At 59.0% G+C, this 22,026-nt stretch carries 23 protein-coding genes and 2 pseudogenes; 16 read left to right on the top strand and 9 right to left on the bottom strand.

The features are described from left to right. Positions 1-8: 8 nt before the first annotated feature. Positions 9-329: a putative quinol monooxygenase gene (locus NKJ55_RS13855; RefSeq protein WP_352450382.1), complete on the bottom strand. Its 321-nt coding sequence runs from the start codon at positions 327-329 to the stop codon at positions 9-11. Positions 330-868: 539 nt separating this feature from the next. Here NKJ55_RS13855 and NKJ55_RS13850 point away from each other — a divergent pair. The 4 genes from NKJ55_RS13850 to NKJ55_RS13835 all read left to right on the top strand — a co-directional run bounded on the left by NKJ55_RS13850 (position 869) and on the right by NKJ55_RS13835 (position 3,296). Further along, positions 869-1,405 carry a serine hydrolase domain-containing protein gene (locus NKJ55_RS13850; RefSeq protein WP_352450381.1) on the top strand — a complete coding sequence of 179 codons (537 nt, stop codon included), beginning with the start codon at positions 869-871 and terminating at the stop codon, positions 1,403-1,405. After that, positions 1,365-2,084, top strand: a complete 720-nt coding sequence (locus tag NKJ55_RS13845; RefSeq protein WP_352450380.1) for a serine hydrolase domain-containing protein — start codon at positions 1,365-1,367, stop codon at positions 2,082-2,084. The genes NKJ55_RS13850 and NKJ55_RS13845 overlap by 41 nt, the downstream gene beginning before the upstream one ends. Positions 2,085-2,379: 295 nt before the next feature. Beyond that, complete coding sequence (locus NKJ55_RS13840; protein WP_352450379.1) at positions 2,380-2,685, top strand: hypothetical protein; 306 nt, start codon at positions 2,380-2,382, stop codon at positions 2,683-2,685. Positions 2,686-3,161: 476 nt separating this feature from the next. Beyond that, positions 3,162-3,296, top strand: a complete 135-nt coding sequence (locus NKJ55_RS13835) for a hypothetical protein (RefSeq protein WP_352450378.1) — start codon at positions 3,162-3,164, stop codon at positions 3,294-3,296. Positions 3,297-3,459: 163 nt separating this feature from the next. On the opposite strand, the gene NKJ55_RS13830 is transcribed toward NKJ55_RS13835, so the two are convergent. Together NKJ55_RS13830 and NKJ55_RS13825 are read right to left on the bottom strand one after the other, a co-directional pair. Then, on the bottom strand, positions 3,460-4,209 hold the full coding sequence (locus NKJ55_RS13830) for a DUF4336 domain-containing protein (RefSeq protein WP_352450377.1): 750 nt from the start codon (positions 4,207-4,209) through the stop codon (positions 3,460-3,462). A gap of 125 nt (positions 4,210-4,334) precedes the next feature. Further along, the gene (locus NKJ55_RS13825; RefSeq protein WP_352450376.1) at positions 4,335-4,598 is read right to left on the bottom strand and encodes a hypothetical protein; all 264 of its coding nucleotides are present in this window, start codon (positions 4,596-4,598) and stop codon (positions 4,335-4,337) included. Between the two features lie 576 nt (positions 4,599-5,174). Here NKJ55_RS13825 and NKJ55_RS13820 point away from each other — a divergent pair. Beyond that, complete coding sequence (locus NKJ55_RS13820) at positions 5,175-5,420, top strand: hypothetical protein (RefSeq protein WP_352450375.1); 246 nt, start codon at positions 5,175-5,177, stop codon at positions 5,418-5,420. Positions 5,421-5,449: 29 nt separating this feature from the next. On the opposite strand, the gene NKJ55_RS13815 is transcribed toward NKJ55_RS13820, so the two are convergent. After that, positions 5,450-5,749, bottom strand: coding sequence for a hypothetical protein (locus NKJ55_RS13815; RefSeq protein ID WP_352450374.1), 300 nt, complete (start codon positions 5,747-5,749; stop codon positions 5,450-5,452). A 231-nt stretch (positions 5,750-5,980) separates the two neighbouring features. Here NKJ55_RS13815 and NKJ55_RS13810 point away from each other — a divergent pair, with 231 nt between their 5' ends. From NKJ55_RS13810 to NKJ55_RS13780, 7 genes are all read left to right on the top strand, one after another. Beyond that, a complete protein-coding gene (locus tag NKJ55_RS13810; protein ID WP_352450373.1) occupies positions 5,981-7,123 on the top strand; it encodes a helix-turn-helix domain-containing protein in 1,143 nt (380 codons plus the stop codon). A 420-nt stretch (positions 7,124-7,543) separates the two neighbouring features. Further along, the gene (locus tag NKJ55_RS13805; protein WP_352450372.1) at positions 7,544-9,193 is read left to right on the top strand and encodes a putative bifunctional diguanylate cyclase/phosphodiesterase; all 1,650 of its coding nucleotides are present in this window, start codon (positions 7,544-7,546) and stop codon (positions 9,191-9,193) included. Between the two features lie 173 nt (positions 9,194-9,366). Beyond that, the gene (locus tag NKJ55_RS13800) at positions 9,367-9,888 is read left to right on the top strand and encodes a ubiquinone biosynthesis methyltransferase UbiE (RefSeq protein ID WP_502896732.1); all 522 of its coding nucleotides are present in this window, start codon (positions 9,367-9,369) and stop codon (positions 9,886-9,888) included. Next, positions 9,885-11,063, top strand: a complete 1,179-nt coding sequence (locus tag NKJ55_RS13795; protein ID WP_352450371.1) for a methyltransferase domain-containing protein — start codon at positions 9,885-9,887, stop codon at positions 11,061-11,063. Before NKJ55_RS13800 ends, NKJ55_RS13795 begins: the two co-directional genes overlap by 4 nt. Beyond that, a complete protein-coding gene (locus NKJ55_RS13790) occupies positions 11,060-13,426 on the top strand; it encodes a SpoIIE family protein phosphatase (RefSeq protein ID WP_352450370.1) in 2,367 nt (788 codons plus the stop codon). The genes NKJ55_RS13795 and NKJ55_RS13790 overlap by 4 nt, the downstream gene beginning before the upstream one ends. Positions 13,427-13,428: 2 nt before the next feature. After that, entirely contained in the window at positions 13,429-13,989 is a 561-nt protein-coding gene (locus NKJ55_RS13785) for a slr1658 superfamily regulator (RefSeq protein ID WP_352450369.1), read from the top strand. An 18-nt stretch (positions 13,990-14,007) separates the two neighbouring features. Beyond that, a complete protein-coding gene (locus tag NKJ55_RS13780) occupies positions 14,008-14,346 on the top strand; it encodes a slr1659 superfamily regulator (RefSeq protein ID WP_352450368.1) in 339 nt (112 codons plus the stop codon). Positions 14,347-14,556: 210 nt separating this feature from the next. Here NKJ55_RS13780 and NKJ55_RS35625 read toward each other — a convergent pair whose 3' ends face one another. Together NKJ55_RS35625 and NKJ55_RS13770 are read right to left on the bottom strand one after the other, a co-directional pair. Then, positions 14,557-14,721 (bottom strand): hypothetical protein, encoded by a 165-nt coding sequence (locus tag NKJ55_RS35625; protein ID WP_502896535.1) that lies wholly within the window; start codon positions 14,719-14,721, stop codon positions 14,557-14,559. A 76-nt stretch (positions 14,722-14,797) separates the two neighbouring features. Next, positions 14,798-15,308 (bottom strand): annotated as a pseudogene (locus tag NKJ55_RS13770) (IS110 family transposase); the annotation flags it as partial. A 31-nt stretch (positions 15,309-15,339) separates the two neighbouring features. Between NKJ55_RS13770 and NKJ55_RS13765 the strand changes: the two are divergent. Next, positions 15,340-15,779 (top strand): annotated as a pseudogene (locus NKJ55_RS13765) (SOS response-associated peptidase); the annotation flags it as partial. Positions 15,780-16,319: 540 nt separating this feature from the next. Here the strand turns inward: NKJ55_RS13765 and NKJ55_RS13760 are convergent. Next, positions 16,320-16,844, bottom strand: a complete 525-nt coding sequence (locus NKJ55_RS13760; RefSeq protein WP_352450366.1) for a helix-turn-helix transcriptional regulator — start codon at positions 16,842-16,844, stop codon at positions 16,320-16,322. A 731-nt stretch (positions 16,845-17,575) separates the two neighbouring features. Here NKJ55_RS13760 and NKJ55_RS13755 point away from each other — a divergent pair. The 3 genes from NKJ55_RS13755 (at position 17,576) to NKJ55_RS13745 (ending at position 19,547) form a co-directional block, all read left to right on the top strand. Continuing rightward, positions 17,576-17,953: a hypothetical protein gene (locus NKJ55_RS13755; protein ID WP_352450365.1), complete on the top strand. Its 378-nt coding sequence runs from the start codon at positions 17,576-17,578 to the stop codon at positions 17,951-17,953. An 812-nt stretch (positions 17,954-18,765) separates the two neighbouring features. Continuing rightward, positions 18,766-19,155, top strand: coding sequence for a diguanylate cyclase (locus NKJ55_RS13750; RefSeq protein ID WP_352450364.1), 390 nt, complete (start codon positions 18,766-18,768; stop codon positions 19,153-19,155). A 68-nt stretch (positions 19,156-19,223) separates the two neighbouring features. Further along, positions 19,224-19,547, top strand: a complete 324-nt coding sequence (locus tag NKJ55_RS13745) for an Hpt domain-containing protein (RefSeq protein WP_352450415.1) — start codon at positions 19,224-19,226, stop codon at positions 19,545-19,547. A gap of 15 nt (positions 19,548-19,562) precedes the next feature. Here the strand turns inward: NKJ55_RS13745 and NKJ55_RS13740 are convergent, their stop codons facing one another. Further along, entirely contained in the window at positions 19,563-20,990 is a 1,428-nt protein-coding gene (locus NKJ55_RS13740) for a glycosyltransferase family 2 protein (protein ID WP_352450363.1), read from the bottom strand. Continuing rightward, positions 20,987-22,024, bottom strand: a complete 1,038-nt coding sequence (locus NKJ55_RS13735) for a HEAT repeat domain-containing protein (protein ID WP_352450362.1) — start codon at positions 22,022-22,024, stop codon at positions 20,987-20,989. Before NKJ55_RS13735 ends, NKJ55_RS13740 begins: the two co-directional genes overlap by 4 nt. Positions 22,025-22,026: the final 2 nt, after the last annotated feature.

The raw sequence follows: 22,026 nt of genomic DNA, 5'->3' as shown, positions 1-22,026 counted from the left end.
CGAAACGCTTAGATCGCGTGGCTGTCCGCTGGCACAGCTATGTATTCGGCAAAAACCACGAACGCGGCTGCCGCAGGCGGCTCTCTAAGTAGATCATTGAACACGGATAGCGCATTGCGCACATAGGGAGAGACCATATGAGACTCCCAAGCCGCATGATCGCGGTATTGTTCCACGACATAAAAATGCGTGGTGTCGGACGTGCTCTGAGCGGCGTGATACGAGACCGCGCCCGACTCAGCGGATGTCTGCCGCGTGAGATCGATGAGGATGTCACGGACTTGATCGACGGTCTCGGCCCGAGCGAGAAGGTTCGCGATGAACATCATTAGCAGACCCTTGTTGATGCTGGAATGCTAGCTCGGCGAAGCTGCGTCGCATTGTAGAAATGCGAAATGGCAGCGAAATCACGCATGGCTCCGGACGCGTCAGCAACATTGTAGGTCCAGGCCGACCGCGTTCGACTGCGGCTACTGTGGCGCCACCATTGCAATTAGTTCTGCCCGACAGAGAGTGACGGAGGCGGCCAAGCGTGGGTTGCCTACCAAGCTGAGCGTCCTAACGACCAATCCGCGCAGAAATTTTATGAGCGAGAAGGATTTCGGTCGAGGCGGAGACCGAAGGAGGACGCCGCATGGTAAAACTGTCGGTCCCATAATGGCGATCGTGCTTGCGCGAACATCGGCTCACCACCCAACCAAACCGTTTGACCCGCGCTGGCAGCTGCTGAGTAGGCGAGGTCCGCATCGCCTCGATCGCGGACGAAGCAGAAACTGGGACATCCCTCCATTGCTGATATTCCGGCCACAGACGGAAGCCTGCGTTTCCGGTAGAGTTCGTCCCGTCGATCTTACCAGGAAGTGAAACGATGATAGCGAGAACACTGGGCGCGGTGGTTGTCGCGGTGTGCGCAACGGGCAGCGCCGTGGGCGCTTCTGCGCCGGCGCTCAAGCCGATCGACCCGGTCGCGCTTCAGGCAATGATGGAACGCACGGCCAAGGAACTCCTGCTGCCGGGCGCAATGGTTCTCCTCAAGACTCCGCAGGGCAATTTCGCCTTCGGGTATGGAACGACCGAACTCGGCGTCACGAACCCGCCGCGCGCCGATACCCATTTCCGGCCCGCCTCAAACACCAAGACGATGACGGCCGCGGTGATCGTGCAATTGGTCCAGGAAGGAAAGCTGAGTTTCGACCATCTGATCTCGAAATACGTTGATGGTGTTCCGAACGGCGACCAGATCACCATTCGCCGGCTCATAAAGATGCGGAGCGGCCTTTACAATTTCACCAATGCACCGGAACTTGCGGAAAGCTTCGATAACAATCCGGACAAGGCGTGGACCTCGGAGGAGGTTCCTCGCCATGGCTTTCAAACGGCCGCCGCACTTCGCGCCGGGTGCTGAATTCGACTACAACAATACCAACTATTATCTGCTCGGCCTCGTTGCCGAGAAGATCGATGGCAAGCCGTTGGCGACGATCTTTCAGGAGCGCTTATTCGGGCCCCTGGGGATGAAAAACACGTTGCTGCCCGTCAGCACGTCCAACACCATCCCCGAGCCTTATGCGCATGGCTACATTTACGGCGGCGCGTCTTACGCCCTGGTCGATGCGCCCTATCCGGACGATCTTCAGGCGGCGGCCAGGGCGGGAACGCTCAAGCCCGATGACGAGACGTGGCAGAACCCGTCCGCTTACTTTGCGGCAGGCGGCGTCATCTCCACGGCGGATGATCTGGCGACCTGGATGCGCGCACTGGTCGGGGGCCAGGTCTTCAACGCCGACTACAAGCGCCAATGGCTGGATAGTCCCGAAGCGGAGGATCCCAGCAAGCCTGAAGGCCAGAAATATGGCTACGGCAGCGCCCTGGTCACCTTCGGGCCGAACAAGATCTATTTCCACGGCGGCGAGATGCCCGGCTACAACTCCTTCATGGGCCATGACCCGGACAACGACGTCACGCTGATCGTCTGGACCAGCCTGACGCTCTCGCTCGACGGCAAGCCGACCGCCAACGCTCTGATGCTGAAAATACTGGACCAGATCTATGCGGTCTCACCGTTAGCGCCAGCGAAGCGATGACACCGGGTCGGGACAGGCGAGGCCGCTACGGCTCTAGGCTTGTCTTCCCGGTGCGCACGGCGTCGACGACTTCGCGGATCGGGTCGAGGACGAGCTGCGGCTGGTCCTTGTGGATCTCGTGGCCGCTGTCGGTGTTGACAATTTGACGCCCACAAGGCCGATCCGAGGCCAACTGGGAGTGCATACCAGCTTGGAATTGTGCGGAACCGTACGAAGTCGATTGCAAGCAACCAACCTGGTTGGCCGGGCATTAATTAGCAAAGCGTCAATTAGGGAAAGCATCGGGAGGAAGACCATGCTGCACGTTAACATGCCTCGCGAATTTGAGGTTGGCGATGAGGTTTCACTAGCAGGTACCGTCATCACGATTCTCCCCAGCGGGCGCGCTAGAGTGAGCATTCCATCGTATGACCATCCTTATACGATTGATCCGCCACCCAAAGCCCGGGCCGGAGACCGAGTGGTTCTTGTTGGGGACGTCACGCGCATCGATCGCGGAGCAAGCAAACTCACCGTGCGGATTGATTGCGGCGGGGTGATCACGGTCGACAAGTCGGCGATCACTCGGCTGAGAAAGCACCGCCGGACTTCAGCGGCTTGATACTACGGCGATACGACGGCCGCGCTTGTCGGCGTAGGGAAGATGCAAGCGCACTTTGACAGCGACGGATAAGCGGGAGTTCGACGGCTAGGGCACGAGTCCAGCCTAGTGCGTCGCTGGCGTCTTCGGACTACTGGTGAAGCAAGTCCGATGTGCGCCTATCGCGACCCCGCTTCACCTGCCGTCCAGCCGTTCGCGCATTCGCGATCGTCGCTCTCGGCAACAGGCGGCGCCCCCGGCCAGGACGTGTCGCATGTGCGCGCTGTCGAAGGAGGCGCCCAGCAACATTTGGCGTGAAGGCCGCGGGCACCCGATGGATCGTAACCTTTCTCTGCAATGAGCGCCTTGTCGCCGGCGATGGACCTCCGGCTCTTACGCATTATGGAGATCACATGTTGGTCCCGGCACCCGGTGCCGGGAGCCTCGTGACAGAACTGGGCGACATGGTTGCGGTGGAGTAGGCGCCGTCGCCCTGGATGAACAACAACCTGTCGCATGCGGTGCATGCGTTGTCGAAGCTTTCGGTCGGTCACGGCCGCGGCCGCATCGACAACGACCGCAACGGCATCAAGTCATTGCTGAAAGCCCGCAAGGTATCTGTCAAGACATAGCGTGCCGGCGAAGGTCCGCCCTCGCGACAGGGATTCGTTCTAGGCCGATCGGTCGGCAACGCGACCGGCCAGATGAGCGAGAGCTTACCCTCGGCATAAAGCGATCGGGGCGAGCGGCGGAGCCGACCCGAAATGGACATTTGGCTTTCCCCAAACCACTGCCTCACCAAGCCGTCTTTCCGAATATTCTACGGACAAGCTCGTCGCCATTCCCATCAAAGCAGCGGCCGTGACTGAGAATCACTCGCCGCGGTTGCCACGACTGGAGTTTGCCTATTACTGCCCGTGCTTTCTGCCGATGCAGGAGAATTGGCAGCCGCATGCCAAGGAAGGTGCGCCCGTGCGGGTGAGCCATCCCAGTCAGCTTCGTCACCGTGCGCCAAGGCTCATCGATCATGTCCAATTCGAGATTGATGATGGTGTCTGTAAGAATCAGCGTCTTTGACGCTTGGTGGAAGAATATGAACTCTTTGAAGTAGCCACCGGGAAACAATATCTGGTCCATGTCCCGCCGCCACTCTTCCGGCGGATCGGCTTCCAAATCCCGAGCGAACGTCACATCAGCATGCCGTGCGCGTGCTCTTTGGCGGACTCTGGGCGATGCCCATGTGGTTGCCTCAGGGAAAGCCTTCGACCACTCACCGACATGAGCGTAGTGAAATTGGTTGGGTGACACGAGGTGGCGAATTCTGCCCAAGTTCCGTAACTCTTCGGCCACCGTCCAAGCAAACTTGATGGGCGAATGAAGGAACAGATCGCCGTTCGATAGGCGCACCACCGTCATCCGAGTAGTGAATGGCAGCGGAAGTTTTAGTCCTGCTACCGTCAAATACTCAAACGGACCGTCAACGACGCCGATATCGGGTCCCTGCGGTTTGTAGACGTTCACCGGCTCGTAAAGGGATGCACTCACAGCCCATTCCACTTCACCAGCTCGGCGCAAGGCGATGCACGCTATCTGGGCCAGGTTTGGTCATGCCGAACCGCAGCACCTGCTGCTTCTGGTGGAGCAACTGAACTTGCGCTCGAGGGCAAGTCTCAAGACGCGCGTGCCAAGGCAATCGAGATCACATTGTCCGTGTCAATGTCAGGCAAATCGAAGATCATTGGCAATTGCCGCGTCATGGCCATCTTCACGATCAACTCTTCCATCGATTCAACCGGAAGGCTGGCGTTTGAACGCTGCCGCATTAACAATGCAAGCTTGTGGACGGGCACGGGCGTCGACTTCGCGTGGTCATCCAAAAGCCTGCCGATTTCGATCAGAACGTCTGCGTCGATGGTGCTGGGCAATTCGCGCATGGTCTATTCCTCCCTGCCCCTGACCATGCGCGCCGCGGGCAGCCGAGTCTCGGGAAACCTCCGTACGTTTTTAACGATGTTGAAGAGCGTAAATGCAACTCTCTGGCTGCAGAGTGGCGTGAGCCGATAGGCTCGGCTGATGTTCACCACCGGTCGGCCCGCCTTGCCGTGTGAATTTGTACCCCCGTTAGAGTCGTGAGACCATTCTGCGAGAATGTCTGGAAACGAACTCATATTTGCCGGTGCTCGATCGGTAACGAATGCGAGACGGACGGGACCGAATAGGGACTTAGGTGATAGCCGCGAAACCATCGGCGCACTCGCTTGCGCCAAGATGGCAACAAATCGAGACTTCCGCGACAGCAAGGACCGCTTGCACCAAAAACGATCTTCCGAAGCAAATATCAACGGCTGGAGGGAGTAGTATTGAAACCACTGTGAACCCGTGCCCGCGGCGGTTTTAAGTCCGGTGTCTTGGCAACAGCGCGTCGCGACTGAACGGATTCATGCGACGCGCCTTCCCGCAGCCTTTTGCCGATGAGACTTGACAGCCGCAAGTAGTTGGCGCTCGCTGGTGTGAGCATTTCGAAAAATGGCCACGACCATTACTGTCAAGATTTCGGCCGCCGGGTCCAAAGGGTCGAGATGCTCATCCGCGCAGACCTGATCGAACACGCGTTCGCAAATAGCCAGATCATGAGGGCTGAGGCAGGTGCGATTGAAATACCGAGGCAGCATCTGTGCGAACCTTTCAAGGCCCGCTACCGTGCTTGCGGCGGGCTTTTTGCTGATGAACCGCTGAAGCGGTGGCTGTCAAAATGACTTGTCATCTGCAGTGACTACGAATCAATTTACTTGATTCCTGATTGCTCCTTTATTAATCCTAGCATAAGCGCACACTCACGGGCTTTATATTGTCCGGTAATCATAAGTCTATAGTAATCCTGCCGCTTGTTTTCCGGGACGTGAAATCCGCGCCGAAATTCGGCTGCCTCTTTCGGAGTTCGAGTGCAACCGAGTTTGCTGGCGGTGACTTTCAAACTCGCCAGTGAGCATCCGACCTTTGCCGCAATATTTTTCAACGGCTCGTTGTTACCGTATCCATCCAGAATTATCCTCCGACGAGCTTCGCTGTTGAGCCTAGTGGCCATTTGGGTGGTCTCCTCAACTAATATTCCACGATGCCCGATTCTATACGCACCAGGCTGAAGAGTGTCGTTGGCGTCACATCCAGAAACTTATCTCGGAATGCATTTCTTGCCGTAATCCAGCGTGATCGCCGTTTCAGTCGCCTCGAGTCGGCCAGTCTTGCCAGATGCCTGAGGTACACCACATGATTGAGAGGGGCATGGGCATACCCGAATCGGATATGACACCACGCGATGGATGCTAAAAGGCAAGAGGAGGCGCTTGCGAGGCAGGCGCTGGAGCGTGATCGACGTCGTTGGCCGCGCGAAGCTCAACCTTACAATGAGGGTGCCCCGTCACTTGCGCCGGCGCTCGAACCTTTGCCCTTTTCAACGCTCGAACTGGCGCCAGAGGATCAATTCGCCGCTTGGCAGGCGCATATGGCACCGCTCGTCGAGGTCAGGTTGCCGGATGACAAATCGCTCGACGATGGCTTTCCCGCCGACCACACGGCTTGGAACCTCGACGGCATGCTGATCGTTCAACAGCGCGCACCGGCACATAGTTATATGCGTTCTGCCGCGAAGCTTCGGTCCAGCTCGATCGATCACTGGTATATCGCCTTGCCACGTACTGGCCGGTCGTGGACGGAGGTCGATCGCCGTGTAGCGGAGAACCAGCCGGGTAAATTGGAGATCAGATCGCTTGGCTACCCGTTTCGCGGGAGGACAACGGACTCCGAAAGTCTCTTTGTCTATTTGCCGCGCGATTTGTTCGCCGATGCGGCGGCAACCCTGGACGCCAAGAACAATTCAATTCTGTCGGGCAACTTTGCCAACCTCTTGCTCGATTACGTCAACAGCATCGAAGCAAGACTTCGCAGCCTCACGGCTGACGATCTGCCCCGCATCGTGCACGCAACACGCAGCATGATCATTGCCTGCCTCGGGCCTCCGGCGGAACAGGTTGCGGCCGCCGAACTATTGACGAGTGTCGCGCTAATGGAGCGAGCGCGTCGATACGTACACCACAATCTGGATGCGGCTCATTTGACACCGGATTCAATGTGCCGGGCGCTCGGCGTCTCGCGCTCTCGTCTCTATCAGTTGTTCGAACCAAGCGGCGGTGTTCTCCATTACATACAAAGTCGCCGCCTTCTAGCAGCCCATATTGCGCTAAGCGATCCGGCGGACAGCCGGCGCATTGTTGAAATTGCTGAAGCCTTCGGGTTTAGTTCAGCGGCTAATTTCAGCCGAGCATTCAGCAAGGAATTCGGTTACAGCCCCCGCGAAGGCCGCAGTACTGTGGTATTGCCGCGCCCCGCCCACTCTGTTTCACATGCCGGAGGCCAGGAGGCCTCTTCCTTTGAAGGTTGGCTCAAGGCGCTCGGAAACTGATTACAGGATCGCGAAGCTGATTGGGCGGACTTAGAAGAGGGGTTGCCCGGGGCGGCGAAGGTCACGCCGCCTCATGGACCACAATATTTTCGTGTCGCGCCTACTGCGCATCAATCACAGAGCTGATTCTCGCCAATTCACGGTTTGTTAACGAACTGTGACGGTTCATCGTTATTGATAATTTGCCGCCAATCACGGCGGAGCATACATGGAACTAGGCTGCGGGGGGCTCTTATTAAGATTGCGATTTGAAAGTTTGCCAAGCTTGACAGTTATGCTATTTCTAGACTGGGGGGCGCGAGTCTGCACCGCCTATGGAGGTGGTTCTTGCCCTCAGAGGCTTCAGGCGTCGGCACGGAGAGTGAGGGGCCTTCATCGAGCGACGCTCCAAGTGTCGGCGATGGGGTTCTCGCAGACCTTTTGGCGAACACGACCGAACTTTTGTCGTTCTATGACCGTGACTTTCGCCTGACGCACTACGCGGCCAGGCTCAAAGGCTTGTACGGAGGCGCGGTAGCGCCGGGCGCCGCCGTCTGGGTGATCTACCCGAGCTTTCTCGATGCGAGCCATCGCGACGAATTTCTTCGTGTGTTCCAGGGTGGCTCTCCGGCCAGCATCGACTTGCCGCGAACATCGGGCGGAGCGCACCGGTCCGTTTTTGTGTTCCCCACGGCAAATGGTGCGGGTATCATCGAATTAAGGGAGGACGGCGGGCGGAGCGCAGCCGAGGAACAAGAACATGTAGTTCTGCTCCATCAGGCGACGCACGACGTGCTGACTGGACTGCAGAATCGGCGGCGATTCGGCGAGCGGCTCCAGCAGGCAATGGCGGCCCTCGGCGGATCAAAGCCGAAAGCCGCCCTTCTGCAAATCGACCTTGACGATTTCAAAGCGGTCAACGACACGCTCGGCCATGGAGCAGGCGACACTCTTCTTCAACTCGCGGCGGGTCGTATCCGCGACTCGCTGCAGGACGGCGAATCCGCCTACCGGTATGCCGGCGATGAGTTCGCTGTCATCCAATTGGGAAAGGAGCAGCCAGCAGAGGCTGAGCGCCTTGCCGGATCTCTAGTCGACGCGTTCAAGAACCCGTTCGTCATCAACGGCATTCCCGTGTTCGTCGGCTCGAGTATCGGAATTGCTTTCGGGCCGGAGCACGGGACCGACGGCGAACAGTTGATGAAAGCCGCTGACATTGCTCTTTACGCGGCCAAGACAGATGGACGCGGCTGCGCTCGAACATTCAACCGTTCGATGCTGCTCTTGCTCGAGCAACGCGAGAATCTGAGGCGCAGCCTTCGAACCGCGCTGGAGCGCGGCGAGCTTTATCTGGAGTATCAGCCGCTCATTCAGCCTCCCTCGTCAGTGACCGGTTTCGAAGCGCTGCTGCGGTGGCGGCACCCCGAGCTCGGAATCATTCCACCCAACGTGTTCATACCGATCGCCGAAGCGGACGGTCTGATGGACGAGATTGGACGATGGGTGCTCGAGGAAGCGTGTCGCCAGGCGTTGACGTGGCCTTCCTCGCTGACAGTCGCAGTGAACTTGTCGCCGGCTCAGTTCCTTAGCGGTTTGCTGACGGACACCGTCGCTCAGATCGTCGACGCAGTTGGGCTTGAAGCCGACAGACTTGAACTTGAGATAACCGAGAGGGTTCTACTTGAGAAGACGATCGACAACATAGACACATTGAATACGCTGAATGTCTTGGGAATTCGAATATCGCTAGACGATTTTGGAACATACTATTCATCGTTGAGCTACCTTAAAAATTTTCCCTTCGATACGTTGAAGATAGATCAGTACTTTATTGCGGACTTGGAGACCGATCTCAAAAGCCAAACGATCGTGCGATCGATTATGAATCTGGCGCACGGCCTCGGGATAAATGTCACTGCCGAGGGGGTCGAGACCCCTGCACAGGCACGGTGGCTGATCAAGGAGAATTGCGATTGCCTGCAAGGCAACTTCCTGGGAAAGCCGCTTGGAGCCGAGGCGATCAGCGGTTTCATCAGGCGGTCCCCGCTGAGGGTGGTACGCGCGATGGAGGAATCAAAACAAGCGCTCTAGTGCCTTGCGGCCTTCGTTAACGGTGAGGCGGAGATTCTAGAATGATCGAGGCAGATACAGCGCAATTCCTCGAGTGGGTGCGAGACAGACTCATCACGGGCGCGGAGAAATTTTTCATCGCGGAGGCCATCACCCCGCGAGAGCTCAATACTGATGGAACAAGTGAGATGCCGATGGGACCTATTCATCATGACCTGGCTGGCGAGCCGACTTTTGAGCCGATGATCCAGATCGACATGGAAATCAAAGCTTTTGTCTCCGCTTGGAAGCATTGCGATTATGTCTCGACATACGTGGCCCGGATGATCAGTCAAAACAGGTCAGACTCGGTCCACCATTCAAATCTCTTTTCCTCCGCCTTCAACGAATTGCTGGAAGTCGCCTTTCGTACTCGCCATGCCGACGGCGAACTGGCATGCAGGGTGTCTCGCCATGGCGCGACGGATAGGATCGAGTTGACATTTCCTTGCGTGCCGGAGGAGCGCCAATTCTACGAAGAAGCCGTGTCGCAACTTGCAGGAATAGAGGCCAGAGAGCGATACCTCAATTCGGTGTCCGGGGATCTCGCGCCGAGCCGCGAGGTCATACTCCTGGAACTGGCTGTCGACTACAACGCGACACTCTGGATCGAGGACGCGGACGGCGATGCAATCAAGCTTGTCGTGGATCTTCCGCTCGAGGGCCTGCAAAATTGAGCCCTTACGACCTTCTCCCGCGCTTCAAGGCGCAATACGACGCGAACAACCAGGAGTTCTCCATATCGGGAGTGGTCCGGCCTCAGGCGATCGATGAGCTTGGGCCCAGCATAGCATTACTTCGCGATGCGATCGGCCGTGTGCGCGGCGTTCTCTACGTCAATGTCAGGCGCCTGACGCAGATGAACAACGCGGCGTTTCACACCTTTTCGAGGATCATCATCGACGCTTGTCGCGCTCGACCCGATCTCAAATTCGTCGTCATCACGTCAAGCGTCGTCGGATGGACCTCGCGAAAATTCGGTCGCCTGAGCGGAATTGAACCGAACATCACCGTCGAGGAGTATGACACTGAATTTTATCCGGGGCAGGGTTTTCTTGAAGAAGGCGGGTTCGTACCCATCCTGCGCACTCAGACAAAGATGACTTGGCGCCACGAGCGCACAATCTTGCCGCGACACGGCATGAGCCCCGGGATCGTCATGGCCGATGTCTGTTGCGGGATCGGTGATTTCGCCGTGCTCGCGCAGAAGGAGTTCCAGCCATCGCGGATCGTCGCCCTCGACCACTCCAGATCAAGCCTGAACTATGCTCGACAAGTGATGCGGGAATTCGACATCCGGGGCATCGAATATACTTATGGCGATGCGTCGGAGATGCTGCTCGACCAAGCGCAGTTCGACTTGGTCACCTGCCGACATTCCCTTCAAATCTTCAATCGACCTGAACTCATCCTCAAGGAGCTCTACCGCATCTGCAAGCCAGGCGGGCGGGTCTATATCACCAACGAGAAGAATTCGCATTGCCTCGGCGAGCCGCGCGCCGAAAGCATTCGTTGGACCTACAACGAGGTGGCGAAGCTGTTCGGGCATTTCGAGATGGATGTCGAGCTTGGGCCCAAGAGCCGGCGATACCTGATCGAAGCCGGATTCGAAGACATCCGTGTGGAGACCTTCATGGTCACTAACCTGGACGGGGATCCGCAGGACTTCGCCGATGTCATTGCGGCCTGGGCGGACGTCTATGCGGGCGAGATGGCGACCAGACGCGGCGATGGACCGGAGTTCGTCGCACGCTTCCGGCAGGGCTTCGAGGATCATATTTTCGCTGCGCTCCACCCCAAGGGTTATGCGGGTTGGCCGATCTGGGTCGCATCGGGGCGACGGCCGCAATGAAAGCCAACGATGAGCCCACACCGCGATTCGGCCTGCGCTCCTTTCGAGCGAAATTCGTATTGGTCGTTGGCGGCGCGGTATTGTTCGACCTCCTTTTGAGCGGTGGCCTGGCGCTTTGGAATGTTCAAAAGCTGTCGCGCGACGCAACATCCGAAGTCGGTGAGGGCCTGACGATCGCAAACCAGGAATACATTCGTTCCTATGCCGAATCGACAGCGTTAAGCGTCGACCTGCTGCTCGATCGAGTCCATGGGGACGTCAAGGCGTTGGCCGGCGTGCTGCAGGCCCAGATCGACGATCCAAGCAGGCAACAACAGGTCGGAGCCACGCTTTCGCAGGAGGCGCCGGGCTCCGTGAAGGTCGTCTACGACTCGCGGGGCGATTGGGCGCAGAACCTGCCGGGAGCGCCTTCCGTGGTCAGCGTCTGGGGCTACCTGCTGGGCGCCGACCACAGTCCGCTGCCAAGCGTTCAGCAGGAAATAGAAGACAGCACCGTGCTGGACCTCGTTGCGCCGACGCTCATGGCCAGCGGGTCGTCCAAGCTGCAAATGTATTATATTGGTCCAAAGGAACGGCCGATTTTCAGGACGGTGCCGTATACGGACCAGGCACAGACCTTCGACCGGCTCTACCCAGGCCACAACAAGGCAGAGTTCTGGGAGTTTTTCTTTCCGGGAATCTATGGGTCATGGCAGCAATGGGCCAGGGATCCAGCCTCACGTCCGGTCTCTGACGATATCACCCAGACAGCGCCTTACACCGATGCGATCACGGGAAAGCTAATCGTCAGCTTTTTCCACCCGCTGTGGACGCGCGATCGCACCGGTATCGCTGGTACGGCGGGAGCAGACATCACTCTCGATCAACTCGCGGAAGTCGTCGAACGTGTGAAGATCGCTGAGACCGGGTTCGGCTTTCTCACAATGTCGACTGGCAACGTCGTGGCGATCAATCCCTCAGGCCAGGCAATCATCGGCCTGACTTCATCGAGCGATGCGGGCACCCAGGGCGTCACCGGCCTGGAGAGGTCCCTGCGGGGAAGTACGCAGCCGGCTATCGCGTCGCTGCCTCTCGACCAGAACAATGACGGTGTCATTCAGCATGTCATGCTCGCCGACAAGGGCGAACGCGTACCCTACATTGTTGTCCTCAAAAGATTAAAGCCGACCAATCTGTGGAGTTCGGGACCGATCAAGTCCGAAATGATGTCGGTCGGGATCGTCGTTCCCGAACGGGAGATCTATGCATCCCTGTTCGCCGCGCAGAAGAGTATTTCCCGTGCAACCAACCGTATCCTGCTCTTTCAGATCGCCGCGATCGTCGTTTCGCTTCTGATCGTTTTTGCCGCCGTGCTCGGAATTTCGAAGCGGATCACCGCGGGCCTCAGGGCGCTTGCCAGCGCCGCCCAGCGGCTCCAGTCCAAAGACTATTCAGTCCGAGTGAGCATCCCAACGCGCGACGAAGTTGGAGCGGCAGGGGTCGCTTTCAACCGCATGGCTGAGCAGATCAGCTTTCACACGGAAAACCTCGAGCAACTCGTCGACGAACGAACAAGGGAACTTGGGGACGCAAATCAGGAGATTTCCGCACTCAACGAAAAGCTGCAGGACGAAAACGTTCGCCTTGGTGCTGAACTCGCGGTCGCCAGACAGATCCAGATGATGGTCCTGCCGAAACAATTCGAACTCGAAGCGATTCCGGGGCTGGAGATCGCGGCCTACATGCGGCCGGCCGACGAGGTCGGCGGTGACTATTATGACGTCCTGCAGAACGGGTCACGGGTCAAGATTGGCATCGGCGACGTGACCGGTCATGGTCTCGAGAGCGGCGTGCTGATGCTCATGGTCCAATCCGTTGCACGCGCGCTGCAGGAGACCAATGAGGGGGATCCGCATCAGTTTCTGGATCGGCTGAACAGAGCGATCTACAAGAACATCGAGCGGACGAACACCGGCAAGCATCTCTCGCTGGCCTTCCTTGACTTCGAGGATGAGCGGGTAACGCTATCCGGCCAGCATGAGGACGTTCTCGTCGTGCGTGCGGACGGGGACGTCGAACGCATCGACACGATGGATTTGGGTCTGCCGGTTGGCCTGGAGAATGACATCTCGAAGTTCATTGCCACGCGCGACATCCCGTTCGGCAGTGGCGACGTGATCGTGCTGCACACCGACGGTGTGACCGAGGCGGAAGACCAAGACAGAAGGCTGTTCGGGTTCGAGCGCCTCTGCCAGAGCGCACGAAAACGTCAAGGCGGGAGCGCCGAGGAAATCAAAACCGGGATCATCGAGGATCTCATGGCCCATATCGGGATCCAGAAGATCCACGACGACATCACCCTCGTGATCATAAGGCACACATAGCCATGACAACGCTGTTCGGGACCCCTGACGTTGCAATCGGGATGAAGGAGAGCGTCAGTCGCGTGCGGCTGTTCGACGGACCTCTCGACTTGAGTTGGCGTCATTGTGCCACGACCTCGGACTTCATCGCCGATCTTTTCGCGTTGCGCTTCCGGTCGTCCCGCAATGACTACATGGAAGTGCGGCATAGTATCGGATATCTGGTCAACGAACTCATCGAAAATGCGGTCAAGTTTCGCGCACCAGGTGAGATCTTGATCGAGGCGTCGATGGATTCGGAGTGCTTCAAGCTCAAGGTGTCGAACGACGTCGATGGTGAAGATGCCTCTAAGTTCCAAAGTCTCCTGGCAGATCTCACGGTTGGCGACCCCGTGGACCTGCTGATACAGCGAATTGAAGAGAATGCCGCCAACCCCGACATGGCAGGCTCCGGACTTGGATTGCTGACGTTGATGAGCGACTACGGCGCACGCCTGGCTTGGATATTCAGCGCCGCCGACGAAAGCGATCGGCTTTGCGTGGAGACATATGCCTCTATTCCGATCTCGCAAATTCACAACTAGAAGAAACGAAGCCCGGCTATGGAAATCAAGACAGACGACTACCGTGTGTGGACTGAAGGAAGCGAAATTTTCTTCGACGGTGCAATGCGGCTTGCCAGTTCCGAGGCCGGTGCGCCTATCTCGGCGTTGGCGACCAGTGTTCTTGCCTGTAATCCCGCTTCCATTACGCTCAATCTTAAGGATCTTCACTTTCTAAACTCTTCCGGCATCAACCTGCTCGCGAAATTTACCATCGAGGTGCGCAAGCATCCCGATGTTCGACTCGTCGTGCGTGGAACGCCAGACATACCCTGGCAATCGAAATCATTGCCGAATCTGAAGAAGCTGCACCCCGCTGTGGTGCTTTTGATGGACTGACGAAGGTCGTCCGAAATTAGCCAAAGGACGGCGTGCAAGAGCGCTGCAAGAGCGAGATATGTACGCCCGGATAAGTATTCGGATGCGAGGCTAACGACAATTTGGCCACGTGCGCAGATGCTCGCAATGGCTTGGGGGCTGGCACAGGCGGCAGGCGTCCGGGTTGGGGGGATGTCGGGCCGCCTGTGCCGATCAGCCGTCGCTGCGCAGTCAGAAGTGTGGCGTCGTGCAGTCGCGGTCCACGACCGTGAGATAGATCGTGTCGCTCGACGGCGAGGGCGACTTCGGCAGTGGCACGCGCTTGCCGGGATCAAGCAACTTCGCGAGCGTCCTCGCAAAGCCCTTGTCGAGCAGCCCCGCGACCGGCTCACGCATGTAGGCAGGAATCCGCGATGTGCGTGTCCGTACGCCGAATGCAAGCCGCGCGGCTTCGAACGCGAGATGCAGCCGCTCCGAAGTTCGGTAGCAAGCCGCGGGGATCGTTCTCAACGGCAATGGCCTTTTCCTGCAAGAGCTTGCGGGCGGTCAGCAGCGCCCGGCGCTTCTGGCTCGTCAGGGTTTTCACATGCACCGGGCGAAACAGGTTGACTCGCATCATCTGCGCATCTGCGCAATGCCGCGGGCATCATTGCGGTCGGTTTGTTCACCTGGGCCTTAAGGAAATGCCTTGGTGTGGCGGGTCTCGATGCAGATCACCGGCAGGCCGGCCCTGGCCGGCCTTCGAACAACCACTGCGACAAGGCCCGGCTTCAAGCCCAACCCGCTCAACCCACCAGCTGGGCTCCTTGAGCACCCGTGCCAGATTCTCCGGATGGTTCGCCATCTTTATCTCGCGGCAAATCTGGCGGCAAATCTGGCCTGTTTCGTCCAATGCAAATGGCGGTCTCTTTCACTGACACATCCAATCCCACATGATGCGTCGCTGCGCTTCTCCCTTCTGATGCTTGTGGCTGCCCATCCAGACCACGTTTATCATGGCTCGAAGCGCAGCGCGGCATGTTCAAAGCCGCCTATCAGTCACGCCGCGCTGATGCCGATCGACGGCTTCTTTGAATGGAAGGACATCTTCGGCACCGGCAAGAACAAACAGCCCTATGCCATTGCGATGAAGTCGGGCGAGCCGTTCGCCCTTGGCGGCGCTCTGGGAGGCGCGACCCCGCTAGCGGCGACAACATCCGCACCTTCACGCTGCTGACCTGTGAGCCGAATCCGCTCATGGCGACGATCCACAACCGTATGCCGATGATTCTGACGCCCGAAGACTACATGACCTGGCTGACGACCCCGACCCGGAACATCTCATGAAGCCGTTTCCAGAAGAGCTGATGGCCATGTGGAAGATATATTTTCTCTCGTTGTTACGTTGTGAGCATGCTTCTGAATCCGGTTCTTTGCCCATTATGAGGGGCACAGAAAGGCAGGCAAAAGCATAATCACAACGTGACAACCGGCGGTTCAATCTGAGCAGAGAAAATAGAAAACGACATGATCGCCCTAACCACCCAATTCGATGCCTCCACCCGGAAAGCGGACGGATAGTCAAGGTCGTCGGCACCGACGGCACCAGCGCATTCTCGCCGAAACTTGTGCTCGTCACAGATGTCGACGGGACGCACGTCGAGGCTTTGGGCTACGTCAAGAACAAGCGACCGGGGGCATAATAGGGCAACCACAGGCCGGATATCTAAGGGTTCTGCGTGCGGTAGAAGGCGCAAATTACAAACGCGATGCCGATGAGGCGCATCAAACCAGGGGAATATGGATAGGCTACGAAGTAGGCGACCCCAAGCACAGCAGTAGCTATCAACCTCCTGCCTGTGTGCTTGTCCGTAGACGCCATTGCGGCTTTGGTGCGTGCGAGTGACTCTCTTTTCGAGATTCATGCTCCTCTGCCCGCCCCGCGCCATCGCCCAGCGGAAAATCAAAGCGTTTCGGGATTGGCTGTCTGCTGAGATGGATCCAAACGACGGCCCTTATGGCAAGACTGAAATGCGCCCAAGAAGAGCCACCAGTTCGGCCTGACGTTTCGTTTCGGTCTTGGCGAACAGCGAGGCAAGCTGGGAGCGGATCGTGGTGCGGCTGAGGCGCCAACTGCGGGCGATCTCCAGCGGCGCGTCGCCCTGAGCCAAGCGCAACGCCAAGTGCGTTTCCGCGCTCGTCAAACCAAACATCTTTTGCAGTGTCTGAGGATTTGGCCCCGACCTGTTCTCGCGATCCAGTAACGCCACAATGCTCGTTCCGTCAGGAGCGATAAACCCGTTCTCGTTCAATATCACCGGCCTGTCGCCGTTGCTGCGGATCACCACCCACGATAATGAGCCCGGCAGGAAATGGGCCGGAACATTCGCGAGCAGCCGCCTCAAAGCCACGGAAAGACCGCTGGCCGTATCGGCCACTTCTCCCTGGCGCTCCAGCGTGGTTTGAGCGGCTGCGTTCCATTCGAGCACTTTCCTCTCGCGGTTCAGCACGAGATAGCCGCAGCCGATGCGATCAAGCATGCCGGTTATGGATTCCAGGCTGCGTGCTCTTGGCTCCCCGACCCCTGCGCCCGATGCACGATCTGGAGGAAAAATATAAGAGGGCCGCGTCGTATGCGCCTCATGGTTATACTTGGTCGTTGTCGCAATGTATCGGCTACCCGAAACAGGATCACTATGTCTATCGATCAGAGTCATTTTCTACCCCTACCCAATAAAGCTACTCGTGATCTGCAGAAAGTCTTCAAGTGATAGTATCCGTCCGTAATAACCTAACTCGACATCTGATGATTACACTGTTAAGATTCCCAGAATTTGCGCCGCAATCGCGAGATTTCTTCCCGTTTGTGTTCCGGCATATGAAAGCCACGCCGAAATTCCGCCGCCTCCGTCGGGGTTCGAGTGCAACTGAGTTTACTGGCGCTGACTCTTAAACTCGCCAGTGAGCATCCGATCTTGGTCGCAATATCTTTCAACGGTTGTTATTAAGGTGTCCATGAAGAATTACCTTGCGACGGGCTTCGCTTTTGAGCTTTGCGTTCATTTCGGGGGCTCCTCAACTACGCGTTCACAACACGCGATTCTATACGAATCAAATTGAAGATTGTCGTTAGCTTCACATCCAGAAACGTATCTCGGAGTGCATTTTTTAAGATTTCTTCATGCCGCCAAGCTGCCGATAATATTGCTGCTCACCTGTTTCCAACACCACACAGCCCTCCTACGAAAGGGCAAGATTAATAACGAGCGAGATGGCGAGAAAGAAAGGTGGCATAGGGGTGCTCGCCCGCCTCCTTCGGATTTATTCTTTACCCGCTCCGCGCATCGCATCATGGGACTACCCGGCCTGGCAGCCGGAATTCAAACCTGGGGAATTCACCGGCGCCCTCCGTGCCGACAATGACAACACTCGTTTCCGCGGCGGCATGCGTGCGGTGCACTGGCCGGCCAAAGAAGATCCAGCCGCAGCGCTTGCCGTGCTGCAAGAGATCCCCGACACCACCGGCCAAACGCGTACGGAAGGCGCGCAGGGTTATCTTAACCCGCGAGACGCCAATCCCGACGACGCCGAGACGCATGACGTGCCAGGCGACGAGGTGACGTCTGAAACTATGGTGGAGCCGGCATAGGATGGGCTCGACGAAGTGTGGCCGGAGGTTCTGCATCAGATACGGCCGTCAGAGCGTGACATATGCCGGGGCGTTGGGCTGGATTGAAGGGCCGCGCACGGGATGGAGCGAGCCGCTAGGCTGGGTGATGTGCTGTGCTTGCGGAATGTTGTCGCCTCCTGAAGGGCGTAGCATGAGACCGGACTTTGATGGCCATGTGGCCGAAATTGCTGGCATGCACTTCTACACAAAGCCCGGCGCTCGCAAGAAGGCCGAAGGCGGCATGCTTGTTACCTACACCGACGCTGCTGGTACGAGCAGCGGCCCGCGTATGTCACCAACAAGCCACGCGGCGGCAAGAGGCCACACAGGACGAAAGCGGCGGCTGCGGCTTATCTGAACGCGCCGGCGGCCATACACTGTCGCCTTGCGAGCGGAAGGCTACCAGCGACCATGTCGGGCACCCCTGCGTTGATCGACATGTACACGCCGCAAGCTGCCGTCGAGAAGGCCCGGGAAGAACTGGTATAGGCTTACGCGGCTGGCAACCTACCTCCCGTCACCAAGTGCCCTACGAAGCCGGCGAGGGCGCCGGCCTTATAACCGGCGCGAAACGAACCGCAAGGTGCCTGCGCTGGCTTGGCAGAAACGGCCGGATTGGCTGAATTGCGGACTCAGCCGGTGTTAGCGGGGCCTACGCGTTATGAACGGAGCCCCCTTCTCCTGCTGCTTTGTGCATTCCGCACTGCCTTTTATGCGACTTCGAAGCAGTGAGACAGCGCGCCTGGTCGGCAGTAGTGCCAGACTGGATGGCTGGATGGAGGGAGCACGAGATGAGTGCGACCCGCAAAATAGCAGCGATCCTGGTCTCGGATGTGGTCGGCTACAGCCGGCTAGCCGAGGTGCTCAAACAAATTGCCCGCGCAATCCAAACTGGCGCTGGTCGCTCCAACGACCTGGCTGCACGATATGGGGGCGAAGAGTTTGTGATCGTGTTGGTTGACGCTTCAATGGAACATGCGAACGAAATAGCCTTCCGGCTCGTCCAAAGCGTGCGAGATCTGAACATTCCGCACGATTGCGGCAGAGTGACCAGCGTTGGCGTCGCTACAACGGTACCCAACGAGAACGAGAGCCTGAATGATCTCGTCAAAGCCGCCGGCCTGGCACTATTCCGTGCTAAGTCGGAGGGACGAGATCCCGTCGTGGTTGATGGTGTATGAGAAGGCCGTTGCCCTGGAGATCATGCGCGACAAGCAGTCCGTTTCGACCCAAGCCGCTTTCTGCTTGAATACCCGCCGAAACGATCCAGGAGGAGCGCCACCTCATTTCAAACGATCCTTTCGCCCCTCTCCGGCAGCGTTTCCTTGTCCGATGCGCCGATCAGCTCGCGGAGCTGAAGGCCATTGCACGTCAAGGCGATGCCCCCCCCACCCGCGATGCAATGGTTAGTATCGCCCACTCGCTGGCGGGGGCGGCGGGTACGTTCGGGTTTGGGGAGATCAGCGCGCGGGCGTCCGCGCTGGAGACGCTGCTGATCGAGAATGGGGATGAAGGGGCGGCCGAAGCCGCGCTCCATGCCCTAATTGCGGAGATCGAGCGGACGCTGCAATGATGCGTCCGGCCATGCCTATTTCTTGGCGCCGGAAAGGCCGGTCCTGGTCATCTCGCCCCAGTTCTGGTCTGCCCGCAAGAATTGCCACCAGCCCCTCAGGCGCCAGAAATTGTTGAGCTGGCGATAGCCAAAATTCTCGATCACGGCGACCGCCGTCAGCACGGCCAGGTCCCGGGCGCGCGGGAAGCGCTGGAGCTCGGCCTCTTCGAGGATGAGGGAGCATACGCTGACGCAAACGCCATAGGTGAAGATGAGCGAGGTGAAGGCCAAAAGATATTCGGCCGACAGGATGCCGAGCAGCCAGAAGGCCGGGATCAGGATGTAGCCCAGCACCTCCGCCACGGGCCCCAGCACGTCGGCAATCAAGATGTGGCCGAAGCCGAGGAAGCCGACGCGGCCATAGCGCGGATTGAAGAGCATGGCGCGGTGGCGGAAGAAGCATTCGAGCGCGCCGCGCTGCCAGCGCGTCCGCTGCCTTGCCAGAACGCTCAGCGTTTCCGGCGCCTCCGTCCAGCACACCGGTTCCGGAATGAACTGAATGCGGTATTTGCGCCTAGCGTCGCGCATATGGCGGTGCAGCTTGATGACGAGGTCCAGGTCCTCGCCCATCGAACCTCTGGTGAAGCCGCCCACCGCCACCACTTCTGCGCGGCGGAACACGCCGAAAGCGCCGGAGACCAGCATCAGCGTGTTGATGCGGCTCCAGGCAAGCCGCGCCATGAGGAAGGCGCGCAGATATTCGACCACCTGGAGCAGCGGCAGCAGGCGGCGCGGCAGATGGATCTCGCGCACCCTGCCCGCTTCGATTTTCGAGCCGTTGGCGATTCGGATCGTGCCGCCGACGGCGATGGTGCGCTCGGGGTCGTCGATGAAAGGCTGAGCGGCGCGCATCAGCGCATCGGGCTCGAGGATGGAGTCGCCGTCGATCGCGCAGAAGAGCGGCGCGCGGCAGACATTGATGCCGGCGTTCTGGGCGTCGGCCTTGCCGCCATTCTCCTTGTCGACCACGAACAGCCGCTCGGTCGTCGGCGAGGAATAGAGGCCGCGGATCGGCTTGTGCGCGAGCGCCTCCTCATAGGGCCGATGGAACTTCACCAGCCTGAAGGCCTCGATCAGGCGCTGCAGCGTCTGGTCCTTCGAGCCGTCATTGATGACGATCACCTCGAAATTAGGATATTGGAGCGCGAGCATGGAATGGACGCTCTCTACCACGTTCAACGCCTCGTTATAGGCGGGCACCAGCAGCGCGATCGGCGGCGCGAGGTCGCCATAACGGTGCCAGAGCAGCGCCGAGCGCGCCACCGGCGGGCGCTTGGAAAGCGCATAGCCTGCGACGGCGAGCTGCAGGAAATAGATCATCGTCTGCGCCAGCCCCGCCCCGATGATGAACCAAGACAGGATGGTGGCGGCAAGAACGATCTCGTGGCTCCAGTCGGCGATCATAAGGCCGGCCCCTCGGCAAGAACGAGCGAGGCGGTGCGCTGGCTGCGCGAGACCTCGCTGTCGGAAATGTCGCGCAGCAGCCGCTCTCCCGGCTGGCCGAAGGAGCGCAGCGCATTGGCGGCGGCATAGCGCACGTTCCACGCCTCATCGTCCATCAGCCTGGCCAGTGGCGGGGCGAGTTCAGACAGGCCGAGCCGGCCAGCGGCATCGGCGGCGGCGCTGCGCACGTCCCAGTTGCCGTTTGCCATTGCGGTCGCCAGGATCGCCGGCGCGTCGGCGTGTCCTGTGAGGCCGAGCGCGCGCAGCGCCGCGGCGGCAATCTCGGGCGATGCGTCGCCGGCCAGGCGGGCGAAGAAATCGGCGAAGCGAAAGCCGCCGGCGCGGGCAAGCGCGTCGATCGCGGCCGCTCGAATGAAGGGCACGGCGTCAACACGCGCGGCATGGTCCGCGAGCTGGTGGAGGCGCGCCGGCGGAAAGCGCCTGAAAAGCTCGATCAGGCGCCGCGAGCGCTGCCCCGCCACGCCGATCTTGCGCAGCGCAATGCCGAGCGGCGGCAGGCTGCCGAGATCGCAGAGCGCGATGGCGACGGCGATCCTGACCTCGCGCGAACGGTCGTGGTCGAGCGCCGAAAGCAGGCTTGCCACCGCACCTTCCGAACGCAGCGCCGCCAGCATCTCGGCCGCGTGTATGCGATCGGCCACGTTGCCTTTTTCCAGCTGCCTGCCGACAAGGGCCGGCAGGCCGCATTCGTTGAAGGCGGAAAGGACGTCGTCATGCTCCTCGCCGCGCAGCAGCGAAATGAACTCGAACCCGGCATTGATCGCCACGCCCGCCGGGACCACGAGCACCGCTGCCTTCAGGACTTCGCGGTCGCGGTTTTCGGTGAAGGCGATCAGCGCCGTCAGAAGCTGGCGCCGCTGGTCGGCCCCAGCCCTGCCCCAGCGCTCCTGCAGCACGCGGCGCGCGATCAGGAACAGCATGATTACCAGGGAAAGAGCGGTGAGCAATATGGATAGATCCCAGATGTACCACATGG

The organism is Mesorhizobium sp. M0106 (genome assembly GCF_040322715.1).
Classification (GTDB): domain Bacteria; phylum Pseudomonadota; class Alphaproteobacteria; order Rhizobiales; family Rhizobiaceae; genus Mesorhizobium.
Note: the sequence above shows the minus strand (reverse complement) of the source record. Positions and strands in the feature narration are given on the sequence as shown.

What these genes read in the sequence shown, in the direction of transcription:
- NKJ55_RS13855 (WP_352450382.1), bottom strand. Translation starts at nt 329, where the DNA reads ATGATGTTCATCGCGAACCTTCTCGCTCGGGCCGAGACCGTCGATCAA.
- NKJ55_RS13850 (WP_352450381.1), top strand. Translation starts at nt 869, where the DNA reads ATGATAGCGAGAACACTGGGCGCGGTGGTTGTCGCGGTGTGCGCAACG.
- NKJ55_RS13845 (WP_352450380.1), top strand. Translation starts at nt 1,365, where the DNA reads ATGGCTTTCAAACGGCCGCCGCACTTCGCGCCGGGTGCTGAATTCGAC.
- NKJ55_RS13840 (WP_352450379.1), top strand. Translation starts at nt 2,380, where the DNA reads ATGCTGCACGTTAACATGCCTCGCGAATTTGAGGTTGGCGATGAGGTT.
- NKJ55_RS13835 (WP_352450378.1), top strand. Translation starts at nt 3,162, where the DNA reads ATGAACAACAACCTGTCGCATGCGGTGCATGCGTTGTCGAAGCTTTCG.
- NKJ55_RS13825 (WP_352450376.1), bottom strand. Translation starts at nt 4,598, where the DNA reads ATGCGCGAATTGCCCAGCACCATCGACGCAGACGTTCTGATCGAAATC.
- NKJ55_RS13815 (WP_352450374.1), bottom strand. Translation starts at nt 5,749, where the DNA reads ATGGCCACTAGGCTCAACAGCGAAGCTCGTCGGAGGATAATTCTGGAT.
- NKJ55_RS13810 (WP_352450373.1), top strand. Translation starts at nt 5,981, where the DNA reads ATGGATGCTAAAAGGCAAGAGGAGGCGCTTGCGAGGCAGGCGCTGGAG.
- NKJ55_RS13800 (WP_502896732.1), top strand. Translation starts at nt 9,367, where the DNA reads ATGGGACCTATTCATCATGACCTGGCTGGCGAGCCGACTTTTGAGCCG.
- NKJ55_RS13790 (WP_352450370.1), top strand. Translation starts at nt 11,060, where the DNA reads ATGAAAGCCAACGATGAGCCCACACCGCGATTCGGCCTGCGCTCCTTT.
- NKJ55_RS13785 (WP_352450369.1), top strand. Translation starts at nt 13,429, where the DNA reads ATGACAACGCTGTTCGGGACCCCTGACGTTGCAATCGGGATGAAGGAG.
- NKJ55_RS13780 (WP_352450368.1), top strand. Translation starts at nt 14,008, where the DNA reads ATGGAAATCAAGACAGACGACTACCGTGTGTGGACTGAAGGAAGCGAA.
- NKJ55_RS35625 (WP_502896535.1), bottom strand. Translation starts at nt 14,721, where the DNA reads ATGCGTGAGCCGGTCGCGGGGCTGCTCGACAAGGGCTTTGCGAGGACG.
- NKJ55_RS13760 (WP_352450366.1), bottom strand. Translation starts at nt 16,844, where the DNA reads ATGCTTGATCGCATCGGCTGCGGCTATCTCGTGCTGAACCGCGAGAGG.
- NKJ55_RS13755 (WP_352450365.1), top strand. Translation starts at nt 17,576, where the DNA reads ATGGCGAGAAAGAAAGGTGGCATAGGGGTGCTCGCCCGCCTCCTTCGG.
- NKJ55_RS13750 (WP_352450364.1), top strand. Translation starts at nt 18,766, where the DNA reads ATGAGTGCGACCCGCAAAATAGCAGCGATCCTGGTCTCGGATGTGGTC.
- NKJ55_RS13740 (WP_352450363.1), bottom strand. Translation starts at nt 20,990, where the DNA reads ATGATCGCCGACTGGAGCCACGAGATCGTTCTTGCCGCCACCATCCTG.
- NKJ55_RS13735 (WP_352450362.1), bottom strand. Translation starts at nt 22,024, where the DNA reads ATGTGGTACATCTGGGATCTATCCATATTGCTCACCGCTCTTTCCCTG.